General features: G+C 57.6%; 15 protein-coding genes and 1 pseudogene. 8 read left to right on the top strand and 8 right to left on the bottom strand.

Annotated features, from left to right (window positions below):
• Positions 1 to 15: 15 nt before the first annotated feature.
• The 4 genes from rfbA to rfbC are packed head-to-tail and all read right to left on the bottom strand — an operon-like array spanning position 16 to position 3,477.
• Entirely contained in the window at positions 16 to 927 is a 912-nt protein-coding gene (gene rfbA / locus IVB19_RS13870; RefSeq protein ID WP_247821497.1) for a glucose-1-phosphate thymidylyltransferase RfbA, read from the bottom strand.
• Complete coding sequence (gene rfbD, locus IVB19_RS13865; protein WP_247821496.1) at positions 836 to 1,846, bottom strand: dTDP-4-dehydrorhamnose reductase; 1,011 nt, start codon at positions 1,844 to 1,846, stop codon at positions 836 to 838. The genes rfbA and rfbD overlap by 92 nt, the downstream gene beginning before the upstream one ends.
• Positions 1,833 to 2,891: a dTDP-glucose 4,6-dehydratase gene (gene rfbB, locus IVB19_RS13860; protein WP_247821495.1), complete on the bottom strand. Its 1,059-nt coding sequence runs from the start codon at positions 2,889 to 2,891 to the stop codon at positions 1,833 to 1,835. The genes rfbD and rfbB overlap by 14 nt, the downstream gene beginning before the upstream one ends.
• 28 nt (positions 2,892 to 2,919) lie before the next feature.
• Positions 2,920 to 3,477, bottom strand: coding sequence for a dTDP-4-dehydrorhamnose 3,5-epimerase (gene rfbC / locus IVB19_RS13855; RefSeq protein WP_247821494.1), 558 nt, complete (start codon positions 3,475 to 3,477; stop codon positions 2,920 to 2,922).
• A 346-nt stretch (positions 3,478 to 3,823) separates the two neighbouring features.
• Between rfbC and IVB19_RS13850 the strand changes: the two genes are divergently transcribed.
• From IVB19_RS13850 to IVB19_RS13840, 3 genes are all read left to right on the top strand, one after another.
• The gene (locus IVB19_RS13850) at positions 3,824 to 6,160 is read left to right on the top strand and encodes an AAA family ATPase (protein ID WP_247821682.1); all 2,337 of its coding nucleotides are present in this window, start codon (positions 3,824 to 3,826) and stop codon (positions 6,158 to 6,160) included.
• 67 nt (positions 6,161 to 6,227) lie between these two features.
• Positions 6,228 to 8,234: a hypothetical protein gene (locus tag IVB19_RS13845; RefSeq protein ID WP_247821493.1), complete on the top strand. Its 2,007-nt coding sequence runs from the start codon at positions 6,228 to 6,230 to the stop codon at positions 8,232 to 8,234.
• 107 nt (positions 8,235 to 8,341) lie between these two features.
• Positions 8,342 to 9,811 (top strand): exopolysaccharide biosynthesis polyprenyl glycosylphosphotransferase, encoded by a 1,470-nt coding sequence (locus tag IVB19_RS13840; RefSeq protein ID WP_446482803.1) that lies wholly within the window; start codon positions 8,342 to 8,344, stop codon positions 9,809 to 9,811.
• Between the two features lie 69 nt (positions 9,812 to 9,880).
• Here IVB19_RS13840 and IVB19_RS13835 read toward each other — a convergent pair whose 3' ends face one another.
• Positions 9,881 to 10,249, bottom strand: coding sequence for an H-NS histone family protein (locus IVB19_RS13835; protein ID WP_247399314.1), 369 nt, complete (start codon positions 10,247 to 10,249; stop codon positions 9,881 to 9,883).
• A gap of 31 nt (positions 10,250 to 10,280) precedes the next feature.
• Between IVB19_RS13835 and IVB19_RS13830 the strand changes: the two genes are divergently transcribed.
• The 3 genes and pseudogenes from IVB19_RS13830 (at position 10,281) to IVB19_RS13820 (ending at position 12,187) form a co-directional block, all read left to right on the top strand.
• Positions 10,281 to 10,490 (top strand): hypothetical protein, encoded by a 210-nt coding sequence (locus tag IVB19_RS13830; RefSeq protein ID WP_247821492.1) that lies wholly within the window; start codon positions 10,281 to 10,283, stop codon positions 10,488 to 10,490.
• A gap of 231 nt (positions 10,491 to 10,721) precedes the next feature.
• A pseudogene (locus IVB19_RS13825) lies at positions 10,722 to 11,463 on the top strand (IS5 family transposase).
• Positions 11,464 to 11,827: 364 nt separating this feature from the next.
• Positions 11,828 to 12,187, top strand: coding sequence for an H-NS histone family protein (locus IVB19_RS13820; protein ID WP_446482807.1), 360 nt, complete (start codon positions 11,828 to 11,830; stop codon positions 12,185 to 12,187).
• Positions 12,188 to 12,257: 70 nt separating this feature from the next.
• Here IVB19_RS13820 and IVB19_RS13815 read toward each other — a convergent pair whose 3' ends face one another.
• The 3 genes from IVB19_RS13815 to IVB19_RS13805 form a co-directional block, all read right to left on the bottom strand.
• A complete protein-coding gene (locus tag IVB19_RS13815) occupies positions 12,258 to 13,283 on the bottom strand; it encodes a nucleotidyltransferase family protein (RefSeq protein ID WP_247821491.1) in 1,026 nt (341 codons plus the stop codon).
• A 37-nt stretch (positions 13,284 to 13,320) separates the two neighbouring features.
• A complete protein-coding gene (locus IVB19_RS13810) occupies positions 13,321 to 14,436 on the bottom strand; it encodes a serine/threonine protein kinase (RefSeq protein ID WP_247410995.1) in 1,116 nt (371 codons plus the stop codon).
• A gap of 211 nt (positions 14,437 to 14,647) precedes the next feature.
• Positions 14,648 to 14,890: a hypothetical protein gene (locus IVB19_RS13805; protein ID WP_247821490.1), complete on the bottom strand. Its 243-nt coding sequence runs from the start codon at positions 14,888 to 14,890 to the stop codon at positions 14,648 to 14,650.
• Positions 14,891 to 15,588: 698 nt separating this feature from the next.
• On the opposite strand from IVB19_RS13805, the gene IVB19_RS13800 reads away from it, so the two are divergent.
• Both IVB19_RS13800 and IVB19_RS13795 read left to right on the top strand, forming a co-directional pair.
• The gene (locus tag IVB19_RS13800) at positions 15,589 to 15,804 is read left to right on the top strand and encodes a hypothetical protein (RefSeq protein ID WP_247821489.1); all 216 of its coding nucleotides are present in this window, start codon (positions 15,589 to 15,591) and stop codon (positions 15,802 to 15,804) included.
• A 1,854-nt stretch (positions 15,805 to 17,658) separates the two neighbouring features.
• On the top strand, positions 17,659 to 19,047 hold the full coding sequence (locus IVB19_RS13795) for a coiled-coil domain-containing protein (RefSeq protein ID WP_247821488.1): 1,389 nt from the start codon (positions 17,659 to 17,661) through the stop codon (positions 19,045 to 19,047).
• Positions 19,048 to 19,161 lie beyond the last annotated feature (114 nt).

Below are 19,161 nucleotides of genomic sequence, written 5' to 3'. Positions count from 1 at the left end.
GATATTAATTATCGTTTAATTTAAATCGGAACTCGCTTTGGCGGCGAAGGATAGGCGCGGAAGCCGCGAAATTTCACCCAGGTATTTGCCATATCCGCTCTTCTCCAGTGGCTGGGCCAGCGCGAGGACCTGATCGCGATCTATGAAGCCCAGCCGGAAGGCAACCTCCTCAAGGCACGCAACCTTCATGCCTTGGCGCTTTTCAAGCGTTTGCACGAACATTCCTGCATCAATTAGCGATTCGACCGTGCCGGTATCGAGCCAAGCAAACCCCCTCCCCATCCGCTCAACATGGAGAGCGCCAGTTGAAAGGTAGCGCATCTGCAGATCGGTGATCTCGAGCTCTCCGCGGGCCGATGGTTCAACGCGGCGCGCCAACCGCACAACGCGATTGTCGAAGAAATACAGACCGGTGACCGCCCAGTTCGAAGCTGGCCGTATGGGCTTCTCCTCGATCGATATCGGGCGGTCCGCCTCATCAAACGCGACCACGCCATATCGTTCTGGGTCACGCACGTGATAAGCAAAAACCGTTGCGCCCTCTTCACGTCCTGCCGCCCTGGCAAGCAGTTCGCCCAGGCCGTCGCCGAAGAAAATATTGTCTCCAAGGACCATCGCCACGCGATCGCTTCCGATGAAATCCGCGCCGACAATGAAGGCGTCCGCGAGACCGGCGGGACGGGTTTGTTCCGCGTAGCTGAGCCGAATGCCCCATTGGCTGCCGTCCCCCAGCAATCGTTCGAACTGACACCGGTCTGAAGGCGTGGTAATAATTAGAATGTCACGGATACCCGCCAACATCAGCGTCGACAGGGGATAATAGATCATCGGTTTGTCATAGATCGGGAGCAACTGCTTGCTGATCACGCGGGTGATCGGATAGAGGCGCGTTCCGCTGCCGCCAGCCAGCACGATTCCCTTCAGCATCGGTTTCTCCTTCTCCGACCAGCTGGTCCAGACAAGCTTGAAGTGAATGGCGCCAAGACGCCAGGCGAATCCCGAACACGCGTTCGGCCTTGGATGAGTCGAGGCGCGAGTTCCGTGGCCGAGGCGCAGCGGTCGGAAACCCTTCAGTCGTGATCGCCTCGAGCACCGGAATCCGCGCTCCGCGACGGGAAAGCTCGTCGAAGATTGCCTGCGCAAAGTCGTGCCAGCTTGCCTCGCCTTGACCGGCGAGATGAAAGATGCCGGCCGCGGGCCGGCGATCGACTGTTACTGACCGTTCTGCGATCTGAAGGACGGCCCCCGCGAGGTCGTATGCGTAGGTCGGATTTCCGTGCTGGTCCCGAACAACCCTTACGATGGGCTGCGTCTCGCACAACCGCAGCATCGTTCGAACGAAGTTGCTGCCATAGGGGCTGTAAAGCCACGAGCATCTGATCACGGTCGCGAGCGGATGCGCGGCCAATACAGCAGCTTCGCCGGCAAGCTTCGACGCGCCGTAGACGTTCAACGGCGCGGGAATGTCGCTTTCGTCGTACGCATCCGGTTTCGCGCCGTCGAATACATAATCGGTCGAGAGATGGATGAGTGGAATGTTCATCCGCCAAGCGACATTTGCGAGCGTCGCCGCGCCATCGCGGTTGATGCTGAACACCTTCGCTGCTTCAGATTCGGCCTGATCAACCGCCGTATAAGCGGCTGTATTGATCATTGCAGACGGCGCGATCGACGCGATGATCTTGTCGATCCCTTCGCGGTCCTCGAGATCGAGTTCTCGGTGCCCGAGAGCCACCGCAGGCAGACCGCGCATTGCAGCGAGATCACGAAGACACTTTGCCAACTGACCATTCCGCCCGGCAATGAGGATCGGTCGATCTATCATCTTCACCTCAATGTTGGGCAACGAGGAGACCCAGGCGCGAGCCGTCATAGACACCGCAGCGAGCACGCTGCCACCATGCACGATTGTTGAGGTACCATCCGACCGTTTCGGCCAAGCCCTGTTCGAAGGTTCTCGTCGGTTCCCAGCCAAGTTCGCGATGCGCCTTCGTCGCGTCGATTGCATAGCGCGCATCATGTCCCGGACGATCCGGCACGAACGTAATGAGAGATCGTCTCGTTCCCGCGCCCAGGGATAACCGATCCACCACGTCACAAATCCGGGTGACCACCTCCAGGTTGGATCGCTGGCCATCTCCGCCGAAATTGTACTTCTCGCCCGGTCTTCCTTCGTACAGAAGCCTTATCAAGCCAGCGGCATGATCATCGACATGAAGCCAGTCGCGAATATTTCTGCCGTCGCCATAGACCGGTAGCGGCTTCCGGTCGAGCGCATTGAGGATCGTCAGCGGGATGAGCTTTTCCGGGAACTGGTACGGCCCGTAATTGTTCGAACAATTCGATACGATGACCGGCAGACCGTAGGTTCGAAACCACGCGAGTGCGAGGTGGTCCGAGGCCGCCTTGCTCGCCGAATACGGCGAACTCGGCCTGTAGGGCGTGTCCTCGCGAAACAAGCCCTCCGGCCCCAACGACCCGTAGACTTCGTCTGTCGATACGTGGATGAAGCGGAACTGCTTCCGCCGCGGAAGCGGCAGACGTTCGTAGTAGGTCCTGGCCGCCTCCAACAGAGTGTAGGTACCAACTATATTGGTGCTGACGAAGGCCTCGGGTCCGGTGATCGAACGGTCGACGTGGCTTTCGGCGGCCAGGTGTATGATCGCATCCGGCTCGTAGTCGGCGAACGCGAGATCCATAGCCTCTCGATCGCAGATGTCGGACTGCAGGAATGTATAAGACCCCAGCCTCTCGATGCTCGCCAGCGAAGTCAGGTCGGCTGCGTATGTCAACTTGTCGATGTTGACCACCGCGGCACTGGTCTGCAGCACCAAACGGCGACACACAGCAGAACCGATAAAGCCCGCTCCGCCGGTCACCAGGATACGCATTCCACCCATCTCCACTATTTCATCTCCACTATTCGAAAACGCAAGCAAGCTGGTTGAGCGCAGGAAGGGTCTGGTCCTTTGGCGATATCTGAGCCTCTGACGGTGTGACGGGCCACTTGATCGCTAATGCGGGATCAGCCCAATAGACGCCGCTGTCATGGCTCGGCGCGTAGATTTGGTCGACCTTGTACAAGACGACGGTCTTAGGCTGCAGGGTACAGAACCCATGCGCGAATCCCTTCGGAATGAACAGCTGCTCGCTGCTTTCGCTATCCAACTGGATGGCGACGTGCTTGCCAAAATTGGGCGATGAACGTCGGAGATCAACGGCAATATCGAGAATGGCCCCATTCAACACCCGTATGAGCTTGGCCTGGGCGAAAGGCGGTCGCTGGAAATGCAAGCCGCGCACCGTGCCGATCCGATCTGAGCTGGATTGATTATCCTGAACGAAGTCATGGAGGATTCCCTTCTCAGCAAAAGCCGATCGCTGAAAGGTCTCACAGAAGTACCCGCGGGCATCGGAAAACCGATCTGTTCGAATTACTTTGACATCGGGGATCGCCAAGGATCGCAGTTCCAGCATTGGGCACCTCCTGCCGGCCCTCAATATTTCCCCATCGGGGTTAGTTGCGGCGGACCATAAATATCCGACGGAATTTAATTATCCGCCCGCCGACCCGCCTCGAAACAATCACATTATTCTCGATGCAAATACCGGCCAGACCGTAACTCCTAGAATATCCTCTATTTTGCTAACGCCCGACCGAAAACGGCAAAGCCGCCGTCATTTTCAATTTCGCTTACATTAATATATGATTTATTTAATTTGGCAAGCAGATTTTTATATGCATATAATCCCCCACCGCGTGCGCGCCCCTTGGTCTGCGGGCGAGCGGCCCCAACGTGACCCACCGTCGGACAGGTACGTGATGCTCCAGAACAATCTTCGACACACGGATAGCGTACGGCTGCCTGTGACCGGGCTGGCCCAACCCGTTCAAACGGACAGCGGAGGAATCAGCGACGTCATCAATTTCGGCATCGGGCTTCTACGACGCCAATATCTCATGATCCTTGTCACTGCCGGGCTCGTAACTGCAGCCAGCCTGCTTTATCTCCGGTTGGCGTCTCCAACCTATACGGCGCAGGTTCAGATCCTGTTGGCTACTCCAAGGCCCCAATTTGTCCAGCAGCAATCGCTCCTCGCCGAGCCGGCCTTCGATCTCAATCAAATCGAGACCCAGCTTCAGCTCCTGAGATCAAAGGCCACTGCGGTGGCGGTCATCGACCAGTTGAAACTGTCGGACGATCCGGACTTTAGTGCGACAGGGCTATCTCTACAGTCGCTCTGGCAGCGAATTCGGTCATGGGCGTCGATTGGATCGAAGAACGATGGCCCATCCGATACCCATGGCGAACCATTAGACACTATCGTAGACGCGTTTCTCAATCGGCTTTCGGCAGGGCGTGTCGGGTACAGCAACGTCATCGAGATCAGCTTTAATTCGAGCACCGCACTCCGGGCCGCGGAGATCGTCAACGCCGTAGCCAACACCTATGTTGCGGACCAGCTCAATGGGAAATTCGATGCCAATCGCAGGGCAACAAGCTGGCTGCAGGAGAGGCTGCGCGATCTCGGCGACCAAGCCCTCGCTGCACAACGTGCCGTCGACGTCTACAAGACCCAGAACAATATCGTTTCTTTGGACGGAAAGCCCATCGACGACCAGCAGGTCACAGAAATCAACAACCGATTGGCTGCCGCTCGCGCCCAGACCTCTGAAGCCACGGCCAAGTTGGCTCGCTACGAAACCCTCCTTGCCTCCGATCCGACAAAGCCGTCCTCGATGAACAATCTGGATGCAATCGGAGCCGATTCGACAAACAGTCAGATCATCAACGGGCTGCGTCAGCAGTATCTGGAACTCATGAGGCGTGAGGCCGAGTTGTCGGCCAGGGTAGGTCGCGACCACCTAGCAGTCGTCAATATCCGGAACCGCGCGCGGGAATTTCGCGTCTCCATTTTCGACGAAGTCAAAAGACTTGCCGAAGTCAGCCGAAGCGAGTTCGAATTCGCCAAACAGCGGCAACAAGAAATCGAAAAGCAACTGTCCAAGGCCGTTTCGCAGTCCCGTTCAGTCAATTCTGCCGAGCTGACCATCAAGGAGTTGGAAAGCCGGGCAAAGGGTTTGCGTAGCTTGTACGAGACCTTTCTGCAGCGTTACATGGGCTCCGCGCAGCAGGAGACATTTCCCGTCTCGGAAACGCGGGTACTTTTCCCCGCATCGCCGCCGCCGAGCAAGAGCAAGCCAAAGACAATGTTGGTGCTGGCGTTCGGCATCTTGGGCGGTCTCGCGATGGGCGTCGGCTTGGCGCTCCTCAGAGACATCATGGACCGCGTCTTTCGTACCTCTTCACAGGTGGAAACTGTGCTGGAATTGCCTTGCCTGTCTTTAGTCCCATTGTTACCGGCCCGCAAATCCGCGAAGCTACCAGTTCGCTCCCAGCCAACCGATGATGACGTTCAACAACGGATAGTTCCGTCTCCAATGGCAATTCATCGGACCGTGGTCGGAATGCCGCTATCTCGATATACCGAGGCCATTCGTTCCATCAAGCTAGCCATCGACCACAATCCGGCCAAAATCTCCTCCCAGGTCATCGGCATTACCTCGGCCCTGCCGAATGAGGGGAAGACTACGATTGCAGCCTCGCTCGCGCAATTGATCGGGCACACCGGCAAGAAAGCGATCATCGTCGATTGCGACCTCAGGAATCCCTCACTTTCTGCGATCTTTGCGCCCAGGGCTGTCAACGGAATCATCGAAGTTGCAAACGGCAGCCGATCCCTGGCGGACACGATTTGGCGAGATCCCACGACGAACCTTGCATTTCTACCCGCCGTGCGGCGGGGATCTCTGCTTCACACCAGCGAGATTCTGTGCGCCGACGCAATAAGCAAGCTGTTCGACCGCCTGCGAGCTGACTATGACTACGTCATCGTCGACCTTCCTCCCCTGACCCCGTTAGTTGATGTCCGAGTCACTTCATCTCTAATAGACGGCTATATTCTAATTGTTGAGTGGGGCCGCACCAAAATAGATGTCGTGCAGCACGCACTGCACACGGCACCCAACATTCATGAATCGCTGATTGGGGCAGTTCTCAGCAAGACGGATACCAAGGCAATGGCTCGATATGACGGCCATCGGAGCTATTACTATCATGACAGCCACTATATCCGTTATGGCCTTTCCGGCTCTTGATGCTGTCTCGTAGCGGCCTGCACGTTCTCCGGCCACCGGAGTGGCCGCACCACACCATGGTGTTTACATGATTATCTGGCTTGTCCTGTTAGCCGAGTTTGTGGCGATCACCGCGGCGCTCGCAATGCCGGAAAGCCTGCAAAGCTTGGGATTGGCATCATTCATACTAGCAACAGCCGCGCTCGTTGTAGCGATCTTTCCATCGCCCGCCTCCCTCGGGCTCACCAAGCTGCTCCGGACTGGTCCCGTCGTTGTGCTCGCGGCTCCGGCCCTCTGGATGGCGTTACAGGTGGTGCCGATGCCTATGGACACGCTCGGAAATCCCATCTGGGCAACTGCTTCGGCGGCTTTAAGCGAGCCGCTCGCCGAAAAAATCACACTCGATATGGGGGCGACTATGCTCTCGCTGGCGCAGTATTGCGCTGTGCTCGCCGCGGCCCTCGTCACTGCGGTCATCACGCTTGACCGATATCGCGCAGCGCAAGTCCTGCATATACTACTGTCGATAGCCACGATTGCCACGGCCATGTGGTTCGGCAAGGAAACTGCCGGTGTCGCCGGGCCCGATGGCTCAACCGTCGCAGTGCTCGGCGTCTTGCTCTCCTGCGCCACGGCAATACGCGCGGCCGATCAAATAGCCCGGCACAGTCGGCCAGGAACAGTTGCGCCAGTTCCGTTCCTTGCTCTGTCCGCCGCGACCATCGCAATGATTGTCTGCTTGGCCGCGCTGCTCATTCGGACCAACTCCACCGCCGTCGTCGCCGCCCTCCTCGGATCAGCAATCTTGCTCTCGGTTTTCGTTATTCGCAGGTGGTTCTTGGGCTTGTGGGGCACCGCTGGCGTTTTCGCAACCGCCGCAATATTCTTTATTGCCAGCGTAACGGTTATTCCGTTTAGGACGAACACCGATGTGACGATCGCCTTGTCAACGAGCAGTCAGATCGCGACAGAACGGATGCTACAGGAGGTCAGGCCGGCGGGATCCGGTGCCGGCGCTTCGACGGTCCTTTTGCCGCTTTATCGGGACATTGGAATCGGCGCCCCGCGAGAAAGGCCAACGGCTGCCGCCGCAATGGTTATAGACATGGGCTGGGCGTTCCTTTGCGGCCTTGTAGTAATAGCGATGCTCGGCGCTTGTATTCTGATCAGGCGTTCTCTGTCACGAGCTTACGACTACGTGTACCCCGCCTTGGGCGGCGGTGCTTCGATTGCACTGACGATACTGGCCTTTGCCGACCATGGAATTCTGGGTTTGGGCGCATCGCTTTTGGTCGCTGCGCTTTTTGGGCTGGCGTTCGGTCAAAGCGTCTCCGGTACGGGCAGAGAGGCCATATCCTTGGAATCGAAAGAGGCTTCGGACTGGATGGCCGGTCCAGCTCCGGCGTCTCGTCCAAGGCTAGCGCCAGCGTTTGCCATCCCATGGCCGCGCGCTGCTCTGGCGGTGCTTGGAATAGCGCTGATCATACAGACGATATGGATGGTCCTCCCTGGCCGGTATCTCGGAGATCAGTCTTCTTTGTCGCCAGCCGTTTCGGCCGCAGCAGCATGGCGAAACGGGATCTCGAAACCAGTTTCGGCTGCGGCAGCGCATGAAGACCTTTGGATCCGAGGGGAATCACGATCCCGTGGAGATCCGGCTCTCGCCGCGGACGAGCAAAAAACGGAACTTCCGGCAGCGTCGAACGCGTTTGCCCGCGCGCTGCGCTCGTCGCCGCTCCGCGGCGACATTTGGCTCATGCTCGCGGCGGCGCCGAAACAGAATTCGATCCGGACGGCAGCCATGCTCAAGATGTCGTACTATACTGCGCCGAACGATCTGGATCTGCTTCCGTTAAGGCTGTCCGTCGCGCTCGCTACAGATGCTGTGGTACGCGAGCTTGAATTTCGGGACTTGATCAAGCGGGACGTCAGCCTCGTCGTTACGCGTCGACCTGCTATCAGACCAGCGCTTGTGGCCGCGTACCGGTCAGCCTCGGCCGAGGGGAAGATCTATCTCGAGAACTTAATTTCGGAGCTCGATCCGACCTACCTCGACAACATGCGCGCGCGGAATTCCCGGCAGGGATCTCGATAGGATCCTCTGAGCAGTGCGACATATTTAAATGGCGGAAACCAGAATTTTTCTCTTGAAATCGGATTAATTAATAATATATTAAATATTAACTCGCGGGTGTCCCGACAATGAATTTCGTGAACCGACATTTCCCCGATCGGGAAGTTACGGATCGTGTCAGTCCCGGGCCGATAGTATCCCGCCAGCCCAAATGGCCTCTCCGTTACGACTCGATCGAATACGTGGCGCTCTGTGCGGATATTGCGACCGTTGTTTTTGCGAGCGTCGTTTCGACGTGGCTGTGCCAAGCTCAGAATGGGTGGGCTGCAGGCGACTTAAGCAACGCACTTGGCCTGGCGCTAGTCAGCGCGGCATGTCTCGTTTGCCTCTTGAAGACCCACGGTCTTTATCGGCCAGCTGAGCTTCTCGTCCTCCGAAGTCAGATGCGCGCCGTCTGGATGGCATGGACGTCGTTGTTGCTCTTGATATGGGCCGTGTACGGCTTTGCAATCGGTCCGGGCTCTTCTCAGCAAGCAGGCACACTTTTCGCCGTCCTGGGCCTCGGCTTGCTTATGGCCGAGCGGTGGGGAGTGAGAGTGCTTCTCGGACGGGGCCTGAGCGGCAGAAAATTTGCCAGCACAAATATTGTTCTGGTCAGCGACCAGCCGCCAGCGAAAAACGCCGGACTGTCTGAAACGCTGGCGATGCACGGTTATTGTGTCCGAGGCCGGTTCAGCTTGCCCCCAGTCGGCTTCGGTCCTGCCTGTCGAAGGCGGCTCACTGCTCGCGTGATTGAGTACATTCGCAGTTCCGAGCTCGACCAGGTGGTGGTGGAAGCGAACCCGGAACGATGGCCCGAACTTCGGGCCTTCGTTGCCGACTTGCGAGTCTTGCCGCTACCGGTCGTGTTCGTGCCGGTCGGTACGACATCCGAACTGCTTCGACATCCTACGCGAAGTCTTGGAAGTGCCGTTTGTGTTGAACTCCAGCGTGGTCCTCTTACGCCGCTGGACTCTGCGACCAAGCGAATGATTGATCTTTTCGTCGCGGGGCTCGCCTTGACGATATTTGCCCCGCTGCTTGTGCTGGCCGCACTTGCGATCAAGCTGGATTCGCCCGGCCCCATATTCTTTCGGCAAAAGCGCTGTGGCTTCAATGGTCGGATCTTCCTGATTCGCAAATTCCGCACGATGCATGTGCTCGAGGACGGGCCCGCGATCCGTCAGGCCCATCCCGTCGACCGACGCGTCACCCGCGTCGGCAAATGGCTGCGTCGAACAAGCTTCGATGAACTGCCACAGCTGTTGAATGTTCTCGACGGCAGCATGTCGCTGGTGGGTCCGCGTCCTCATGCCTTGGCTCACGACGGAGAATTTGACAAGCTCGTGCGGAACTACGCCCTTCGCTGCAGGGTCAGGCCAGGATTGACCGGATGGGCCCAAGTCCATGGCTGCCGCGGTCCAACCCCCACAGCCGTTGCGATCGAAACACGCGTACAATACGATCTCTGGTACATCGACAACTGGAGCCTTCGGCTTGATCTCGTAATCCTGCTGCGAACTCCCATCGAAGTGCTGCGGGGACGCAACGCCTATTAGGCCCACAGGATCACGGGCACTGCGGCGGCCATTAAACCCCAACCACCTCGTCGAACAGTGCAGATCAGGTTACGCGCGCTGACGAAGCTTCGGACTTGCATCCCCTATGCGAAAGTCCTCAATTCTCCGGCCAGACTTCATGGCAGCAACCAACCACCGCGGCCGCTTGCCGCGCCCCGACCAGGTCTCGGAGGTCTGGGGGTTCCGGTATTTCGGCAGCACACGCGGATATTTGCGTCTCGCCTTGGCAGTCGGAGACACGCCCGGTCCGCTTGAGTCCGCCAAAACAGCCACCCCGCCCCCGAGAACCGCCAAGCGCTTCTCCAGTTCGTGCTTTTCTGCCTTAATTCGGTCCGATAAGATCCCGCTAATTTCCTCATGAAGCGACCAGAGGTCGTCAAGGGACATTGATTCTAACTCGAGTTTCCTAGCTGGCATGCTCGCACCCTGTAGTTGCGCCAAACTTAATATGCCCCAGATCGACATTAATCAAGATGGTGAACTCGATTTACCCAAGAAAATACATGGAACCGAACTGAAATCCGCAGTTCCAGATAACTGCGTCGCAACAGTCAATCAAGCCGAAAAAATGGACTATCCGCATAATTTAATCGCGGACGGGGTAAATTCACACGCCCTGCGTGCAGCCATGCAACCATTCAAGCGAGACCCGACGTGACGAACCACATCAAGTGGCCGCACGGGAATCTGCAACGCAGTATTCTCCATGAATATGGCTGGGCGTAGGCTGTCCTTCGTTCGTTCTGGGCAGTCTCGTATGCAGGGCTTCGGAGATGCATAACTCGACGCGGATAAAACTCAATATTCCTCAGCGCTAGGTTCTGTACCTATAACCATTGAGCGTTTGCGTTTGTCGTGATTCAAGCGCGTCTTAGGAGGAACCTTGATCATGGCCCGGTACGATGTTTCGGACACCGAGTGGCGTTTGATCGCATCGCTGCTGCCCAACAAACCGCGGGGCGTGGCACGGGTGGATGGACCGACGGATCATCAATGCGATCTTTTATGTTTTGAGGACGGGCTCGCTCTGGCGCGATCTACCCAGTCGTTAAGGGCCTCGACTGCTATAATCGCTACAATCGCTGGTCAAAAGCTGGCGTCTGGCTACGGATTTTTCACTTGCGGCGCAATCACCCGGATCCCTGCACCTCATAGATGCCTCGATCATTCGCGCTCACCAGCATGCAGCCGGTGGAAAAAGGGGGCCCGGATCACGCCATTGGCCGTTCTCGTGGAAGACTGAGCACCAAGATCAATGCCGTCGTGGACGAGAATGGCCTTCCATTGCGGATCGTGCTCTCCGCCGGCCAGGCATCCGACAAGACCGCCGTGGCAGCCCTGCTTGAAGGACTGCCGCCCGCCCGCGCTCTCATTGCCCATCGCGGCTCCCAGGCCATTGTCGCGAGCATGGCGGCGAGGCGCACATCCCGACCCAGCGGGACGGTAGCGTTCAGCGCTCGGTCGACCCTGGCCTTTATCGCCAGCGCAACATGATCGAGCGCTTCTTCTGCAAAATCAAACACTTCCGCCGCGTTGCTACGCGCTTCGACAAACTCGCTAGAAACTTCCTCACCGCTGTTCTGCCGGCATCAACTAGACCTTGGCTCAGAGCTTATGAGCCCACCACCTAGTCGCCTGGGCTCGATTTGAGCCTTCAGGTCCCCTCTAATGTCCGACCGTGCAGCCGCGGGAAGAACGCTCCGAATGTATCTTTGAAAACTTGAAAATGCCCAAGAGGAACTCGATTGTGGTTTCCTCTCTGTTTTGCCCTGCGGCAAATCACTGGATCTGCCCGTCCCATTTAATGAAATAACCCTCGCAATAACTATTAAATAATATATTATTTATTTATTGTAGTGTGAATTTGAAGCACTGACTTTGCCCTATCGTTGATCCGCTGCTCGGGCAACGATGCCTCGAAAGCTGAGGATGACAGATGCATCAGGCGTCGATCGAACGGTGACGAGAATGCTGCGACGGCAAGATCTCGAAGCCATGGACTTTGAGGAACTTTGGCTCCTTCACGAAGAGCTGACAAAGATACTTGCCGAAAAAATCACAGTCGAGAAGCGGGAGCTCGAAAAACGTCTTGCGCAACTCAACCAGCCGGATCAATTCGGTGACGCTGAAAGCCGGGCCGCCAGCGCCGGAACGAGCGAGCCGCCGCGCCGCAAATACCCAAAAGTCGTGCCAAAATACTTCAATCCACTCCACCCGACAGAGACCTGGTCCGGACGTGGTAAACAGCCGCGCTGGCTAGTTGCCGCGCTCCAATCCGGGCACACGCTCGAAGAGTTCAGGATTCGCGAGAACGGCGAATCGTCCGATCGGAACGCCGGCGGTCAAGGGCATTAGCTCCGCGCAACTGCAGACATGTCGGTTGCTGAAACCGTTTGGCCTTGAAGGCGTGCGAGCGTTGCTAGCTCTAAACCTTTCCCACACGAACCGCGGTGGCCGCCCTCAACAGAAGCTTTAATGTGTCCGTTCTTGGTACAGACCACAATCCAGGCCGGCGCATGTCGGTTTGCGAGTACCCAGAGGTCGCCTCCCGCCGGTAGTTTCTGAGGTCCAGGACCGTCATTGCGAGGAACGGCACCCGTGTGGCCGGAAAGCGCGCTTGCATTAATTGTCGCATGAACTGCAGACGAGGAATCAGCCGGGTGCGCATTGAGCGCGGGACCTCGACCCCAAGCAGCGCAGCAAGGGCGAGCAGTTGGGTTTCGACCGCGTTTTTCATCAGTTCGCCCGAGAAATGAGAGGCAAGTTCCTGCCAGTCCAGCCCTTCGGAATCATTCAAGTCGCGCAACTCAACCAGATGCCGCAGATCGAGTTCGCCAAGCCAGTAGCCGTAGTCTTGAAACTGATCGTGGATGATCAACATCAGCGCTCGATAAGTGGGCGTCGGGACGTACACGCGTCCCCGCCCCAGCAGCGCGGGGACGCAATGGTTCAGGGCATGTCCGGGGCCAGCATAGAGGTACGCGGGGCCTGGAGCGGCCCGTTGCAGATCGATGGTTCCGACATCCCGCGGTCGACTTAGCTCGACATACCATCTCCGGCTTTCGGGGCGCGCTTGATCATGAATTTCATAGCCAATTGCGCCCAGAGCGGCGACCGCCCTTTCAGCTTCGTCCGGCACGACCATAATATCCAGATCACACATCAGCCGAACTCCTCGCCGCTCGACAGGTGCTGTGGCTAGCGTTGCCGCACCCTTGAGCAACACCGGCGTAACTCCCTGGCCGTTCATCGCAATGACGGCCTCTTCCAGTTGACCGGCCAACCGATCGTTGCGCAGCACGTTTCGGCGATGGATCTGGCGGATATAGGTGCACACGTCCTCTGGCAACACCGATGCAAATTGATCAACGAAGTCAATGAGCGCAGGCGTCGTCAACGTCTGGTTTGCGAGCCCGATGACGGAGGTCCACTCCACGTCGACGGGCGGCAAGCCTCGCAAGCAGTTGCATAGGCTTGTCAGTGCCGCACTATGCCTTGTCATCGCACAAGTCCATCAGCAGCTGTCGAGCCTGCGCCGATTCCGAATAGATGAGTTGGAAAGATCGTGCGCCCGCAACAATCCGCTTCAAAGCGAAAAAGCCGGACTGCGACAGCTTCCCGTCTGCGGCAAAAGCGCCCTCAATGAGCCGCTTGATCGAATCAAGCTGATCCAGGGGGGTCAGCTCGACGGGGCCGCTTGCGACCCGGTTCAGAAAGATGATCCACTTGGCAGAGAGGCTCCCATTGTGCGCATCCGGAATCGGCAAATACCGCACTTCGGCGCCATCGGACCGGCGGTGCGTCACGTCGTTCCAATCGCCATACAGTCGGGATAGCAACCGCCACGATCCCTGCTTGAGGGTGAGGGCAAATGGGATGCCGCAGATCGTTCCGTCAGCCCCAATCAGCGCAACGTCATCGCCGGCATACTGAAATCCAGCGTCTACCAATTCTAGTGCAAGAGTCGACTTGCCGGCTCCCGGTTGGCCGCACAGCAGTAAGCCCATGCCGCACTTTGCAAGAGAAGCGGCGTGGAGCGCGAAAGCCCACTGATTGCTTCGGATAAGTCGCTCGGTGATGTGAGCTTTGATTGTAGGGGCCAGAGCTGCGGCTTCACATCTATGGATGCTCCCGTCATTCCCGCGGAAGAATACCCGATCGCCGAGCATCATTGTCTCGATCGCAATATCCTCCTCCTCGCCGCTGTCGTCCGTAACACAAAATAGCGAAATCAACTGTTGCGAGAGCTCCCGATTTGCAGCCCGGACGCTGATCCTGCGCTGACCAAGAACCGTTGAGAAGGCACAATCGGCCGACATTCGCCAGTCGAGATCGAGCACCCCTCGATCGATCCAGACGTTCATCGCCTGCCACGTGAACTCGCGCGCTGCGCGCTCGCCAATGCCTAGCTGCCCGAGCTCCTGATGGACGTCTTCCAAAGAAGCACCTTGTGCCAACTTGCACCAAATGAATGCCCCTAGCTGGTCCAACTCATAGAGCTTCTGCCTTGTCTCGCTGAAAAGCACTGATCGACCGTCCACCAGCGCGAAGATTGCACCCGCGGCGGGTCTCAACACCATCTCTGCCGATGTTTTTTCCAGCATGGCTATTCCCGATAGCAACGATATCTGTTTCGCCGCCGTGTCGACGCGGTGGCGACAACATCCGGCAATGTCCTGTCCACGGCGCGTTCAAACGAGCTGCAGTTGCCGAGGAAATTCGGCTTGATCGCCGTGCTACAACGGCGCAAGTCCACCTCAGTGCGGATGCACATCGCCTGACTGGGATTCATTTCGAATGACCATACGGCCCCGGTCACGCCGCCAGCTGACCACCCTCGTTCACCCCAGATAGAGAAATATTCAACACTCCTCCGAGAAAGGTCGCCGGCGCGGTCAACCGGTGAGAGTCCAGCAGATAGCGGTAAACTTCGCGAGCAGCACTCCGCTCTCCTAGAACGCGCTCCCTCTCGCTGATGCTCGCTAGCTTCTCGCGCATTTGAGCCAACTGCTTCGCAGCCGAGGTGGAGTTGCGCTTCTTCTGGACTGATTCCCGCATCGTCTCCTCCGACCAAAAAAATTGACGAAAACAGCTTACGTCATTGACAACAATTAACAACGAGATTTATATGATAACAATATAATCAATATTTATTTCATGTTTGAACCGGATGCAACCATTCAAATACCAAGAAGCGGGCCCTGCGTCGAAATAACAGCCGACCGAGAAACAGCGTCGCAGAAATCGCCGCGATGATCTTGACCTCCTGCGTGCGGGACAGCGAAAAATAAAACTCGACGAGAGTCGCAAACCAGACCGACAGCGCAAGGCTTAATTTGCAGGATTAAATCCTAACGAAAAATATTTCGCTGACGAGAGTGGAGTGAAACCGGTGATCGAATTAGCCAATTTGCCCATCACGGGCGATATGATCGTCTTCGTCGCGAGCGGCATAGCACGCGCAAAACTCCCACCCGCTCAGATTGGCCCATTTTCAGTGGCGCCTAAGGAGCTTTCGAGAGACGCATAATCAACGCCCGCGCTGCCGAGCCAAAGAGCGGCGGCGTCCAAGGAATCGCTCAAGCAGCGATCCGGCCGGTTGGAAAAACGCCGTCACGAGCAACCCGCCCTGCTCGAACAAGCACTCCCAGTGTGCGATGCCCCCCAAGTAACCCACACTGAGATGACGACGCACTCCAGCCGGCCGGGTTCTCTTTCGTTTGACAACGAATAATAATTTCCTAGGGAGGCCTCGCATGGGAATGATCATGGTCAAATGTCCGCAAACCGGTCGCGCGATTCCTACTGGTATTAGGTCGGGCCGTGAGGCTTTCCTGCGGAGCGTTGTGTTTTATGGCAATACTCGTTGCCCGTTCTGTCGCGCCAATCACAACTGGTTCGCTCGCGAGGCCTGGGTCGATGAGCCGGTCGTGCGGCCAGGGGAGATATTCGAGGAAGCGCCGCTGTGTTGATGCGTCGCGGGCTTCGGTACAGACGCGGAGCCGAACTGACTAGCATTACACGAATTTGGGCCCGACCGCCTCATTTGACGCCGCGTGTGCGGAGTTGATCTTTTGCGGCATGGCTGCCGCACCGGTTGGGAACTAGTCTTGGTACGGACTGGATGCGCTCAATCATCGCGCAGCGTTCATCCAGATTCCTGTCTCGGCGGCTATTTCTGCCAGGGCTTACTTGAGGGATACGAAATATTTTGGTCTATCGTCGTAAAGCGAACTGACGCCCTCATGAACCGTAAGTTAAGCGTCACACCGGCAGGTCGGCGCAAACTAACGATTCCGATCGCTGATCCTGCAAGGGCCTGTTTGGGGGTATTGTAGTGAGTAGTGGGGTTTGCAGCCGCTTGGCTGTTCTGCGTCAAACGGCGATGGAGCTCGTTAGTCTGCTTGCCCAATTGCACAGGCTACGAGAGCAAGTGCGAAGGGCGGAAGGGCGAAGCCTCGGAGAAAGAGCGAGACTAGGGCCGGCGTCACGGATGCGTAGGCCCCGGTTTGGGACGAGTTGCCGCACGCGGATTCAATGATGGCGAGCGGCGCGCGTAATTTCAGCGAACTCGAAGACGATCGTTTCACGGATCGACCTTGAAGCCTCCGATAACCCTTGCACAGCTCCAAGCCGCCCGATCGCTCCCCAATGAGGCGTGCGCACAGCGGGGTTTCAAGGCAGGCCGATGCGAGTGAAGGCTCTGTGTCGGGAAAAGTGCTGCACTTGGATCCGGCGTCCCTTTCCGGCTCTGACCGAGATCATCCACGAGCGGCATGCTGCGGATCATGTCCCGCACCTGAGTTGGTTTAAGCCTGACTTTTTATCTGTTCTTAGTCTTATGAAGCAGCGCTTCATCTGAAAGACAATTTGAAAGCAAAGCCGAAAGTCGTTCGCGTCAAATCGTTTCGGTAGTCGCGCCACGGAAGGCAAATTTGATTATCCGGTATAATCATAATTAATATGACGCAAAACAGAAAATAAGGTGGGGAAAAATAATGGGAGGAGTGGATGGAGACCGTACGCCGCTTGCGCGCGATGGCGTCGCTGTGCCGACAGACTTCTGCGCATCATCCAGATCGAAGCTGGAAGCTTCTCGCCGAAGCTGAGTTCTGGGAGCACTTGGCTAATGACATGCTTCGCGAGCATTTCGAACAATGCACGGCTGGCTCCTCGCTCCGACCGATCGGACGTGATCCGAATGCCGCGGAATCGAGCGCTCGCATAACCGCGTGAATGCTCTCGCCTAGCCCAAATCCCACTCGGCCGTGTGCCGGGCGTCAGTCCTCTTCAAGGCGCCCCATGGAGAACCAAGCCCTGCCGGCGCCTTCGCTGCCCGTGCCCGTCCCAGTGCCGGCACCCGCGGAGCCCGCCACTGCGCCGCCTGCTTGGGCCAGGGCCAGCACAGCTACGCTCGTGATAATCGCAATGATCAGCGAAGGGAGTCGGTGGAGCATTGGACGATCTCCTTCTCAAGCGACCGGCCGCATTGGCCGAACATTTAATTGGCAATAAATGATTGAATAAAATACAATATAGTTTATTTTTGCCTATGGATAAATTGAAATTGAGAAACGGATGACGCATTAATGTCGCGGATAAGGGCACAAGCGCCGATGCAGGCAGGGTCGGGCCTTGGATCGCCCGTTCGCGGCGCAGACGTGTGGATTGCCTCGGATTGTGTTCGTAGCTGTGCGCGCACCTGCGCAACAAGGTCGGCGTGGGTTGCACCGACTGTCCTGACGGTAATATCGGTTTTGACCATACCCGTTCTCGCGCAGCAGCCTAATTGGCCGGCGAGCGACGCCCATGTCATGGCGACGCACTTGCGCGGCACGACCGGCTCGGGAGGGTGGCGCGCGGCGCGGCTGAAACCATCTGCCGACACGACACCCCTGAAGCTCGCACAAGCCACAATCAGCAATACCGAGCGATCGCGGCAAGTGCTCGCCACAGAACAGGAGAGGATACGGGCCCTTGCTGCTGACCTTCGAACATGCCGACGGGAGCAGGATACCGTGCTGGGGCTGTTGCAGCATGCACGCGAGCAATGGACCAGCATTGCGGAGGCCACCGAGAATGAAACCGATGAGCTGCAGAAATCGCTCCGGGAGGAGCGCTTGAACACGCAGCGTCTGGAACGGGAACTTGTCAAGGCGCGCAACGATTTCGAAGTGCAGGCACGGCTAAGCCCCGAAATCGGCACCGAGGGTCGCGAACCCGAACGCCGGGCACAGAGTGATCCGAGAGAGCTGCAACAAGCTGTCGAGCGGGAGAAAGATCGGGCAAACCGGCTGGAGCAGAATCTGACAGCCGCTCATCACGACCTGGAGACCCAGTCCGCAGAGGTAACCAGACAAGCCGCAGAGATCAGTGCAAAAGAGGCAGCGGAGGCTCAGGTCCAGGCAAGCCTCCGACAGGAGCACGATCGTACCAAACAGCTGGAGGAGACGCTCGCGACGACGCGAATCGAGCTCGACAACCGATCCCAGCAGATCGCGAAGGCAACCGAAGAAGCGGTGCAGACCAAACGAACAGCGGAGAATATCTCGGCTAAACTGAAGCTCTCATTAAAGGAGGAGCACCAAAGAGCAGATGCGCTGGCGCAAGAGCTCTCGTTGGCGCATTCCAAGCTGTTCGCCTATGAAGCTCAAGCCGCGGCAAACGATGATCGAGCCGAACAGTTGAAAAAGCAGCTCCGGCGAGAATGCAACCAATCCGGCCGAGATGAGCAAGAACTTGCCGCAGCGCGCCCGAGTGTCGGACCGTGGCTACCCGCCGGCGTGTCGGGTGAAGGCGGAGCCGGCAATTCGCCAACAAGGGAACTGCTCCGAACACTGCTGCTGGGATCGCCGCAGGCGCCGCCCGCGCAATTCGCGCGAGAGCTCGTGGTCACAGCAGCTGAGCCGAAGGCACCATCCCCGGTTCCCGGGAACGAAAACGCCGCCGAACTCGTGCGATTGATCGCTCGCGCAACCGGATTGCTTCGACAAGGCGATATTGGCGCGGCACGAGTTGTCCTGGAGCGTGCTGCTGAATTAGGCAGCGCACCGGCAAGTTTCGCCCTCGCCGAAACGTATGATCCGAGCCTGCTTGCAAAATGGGGCGCGAGCGGAACGCGCGGCGACACGTCCAAGGCGCGAGAGCTTTACGCCAGAGCAGCAGCCGGAGGGGTCAAGGAGGCAAGGGAGCGATTCGACGCACTTGGTCGTTAGCAGCATCGGTGCAGACAAATGGTCGTGCGCTGTATCGACTAGTCAGATCGAACTTAAACTTACGTGTCGAAGTGAAGAGCGCAGCGAACAAAACAGAATAGACGTTCCTAGGGG

This window comes from Bradyrhizobium sp. 187 (genome assembly GCF_023101005.1).
GTDB lineage: Bacteria > Pseudomonadota > Alphaproteobacteria > Rhizobiales > Xanthobacteraceae > Bradyrhizobium > Bradyrhizobium canariense_D.
Note: the sequence above shows the minus strand (reverse complement) of the source record. Positions and strands in the feature narration are given on the sequence as shown.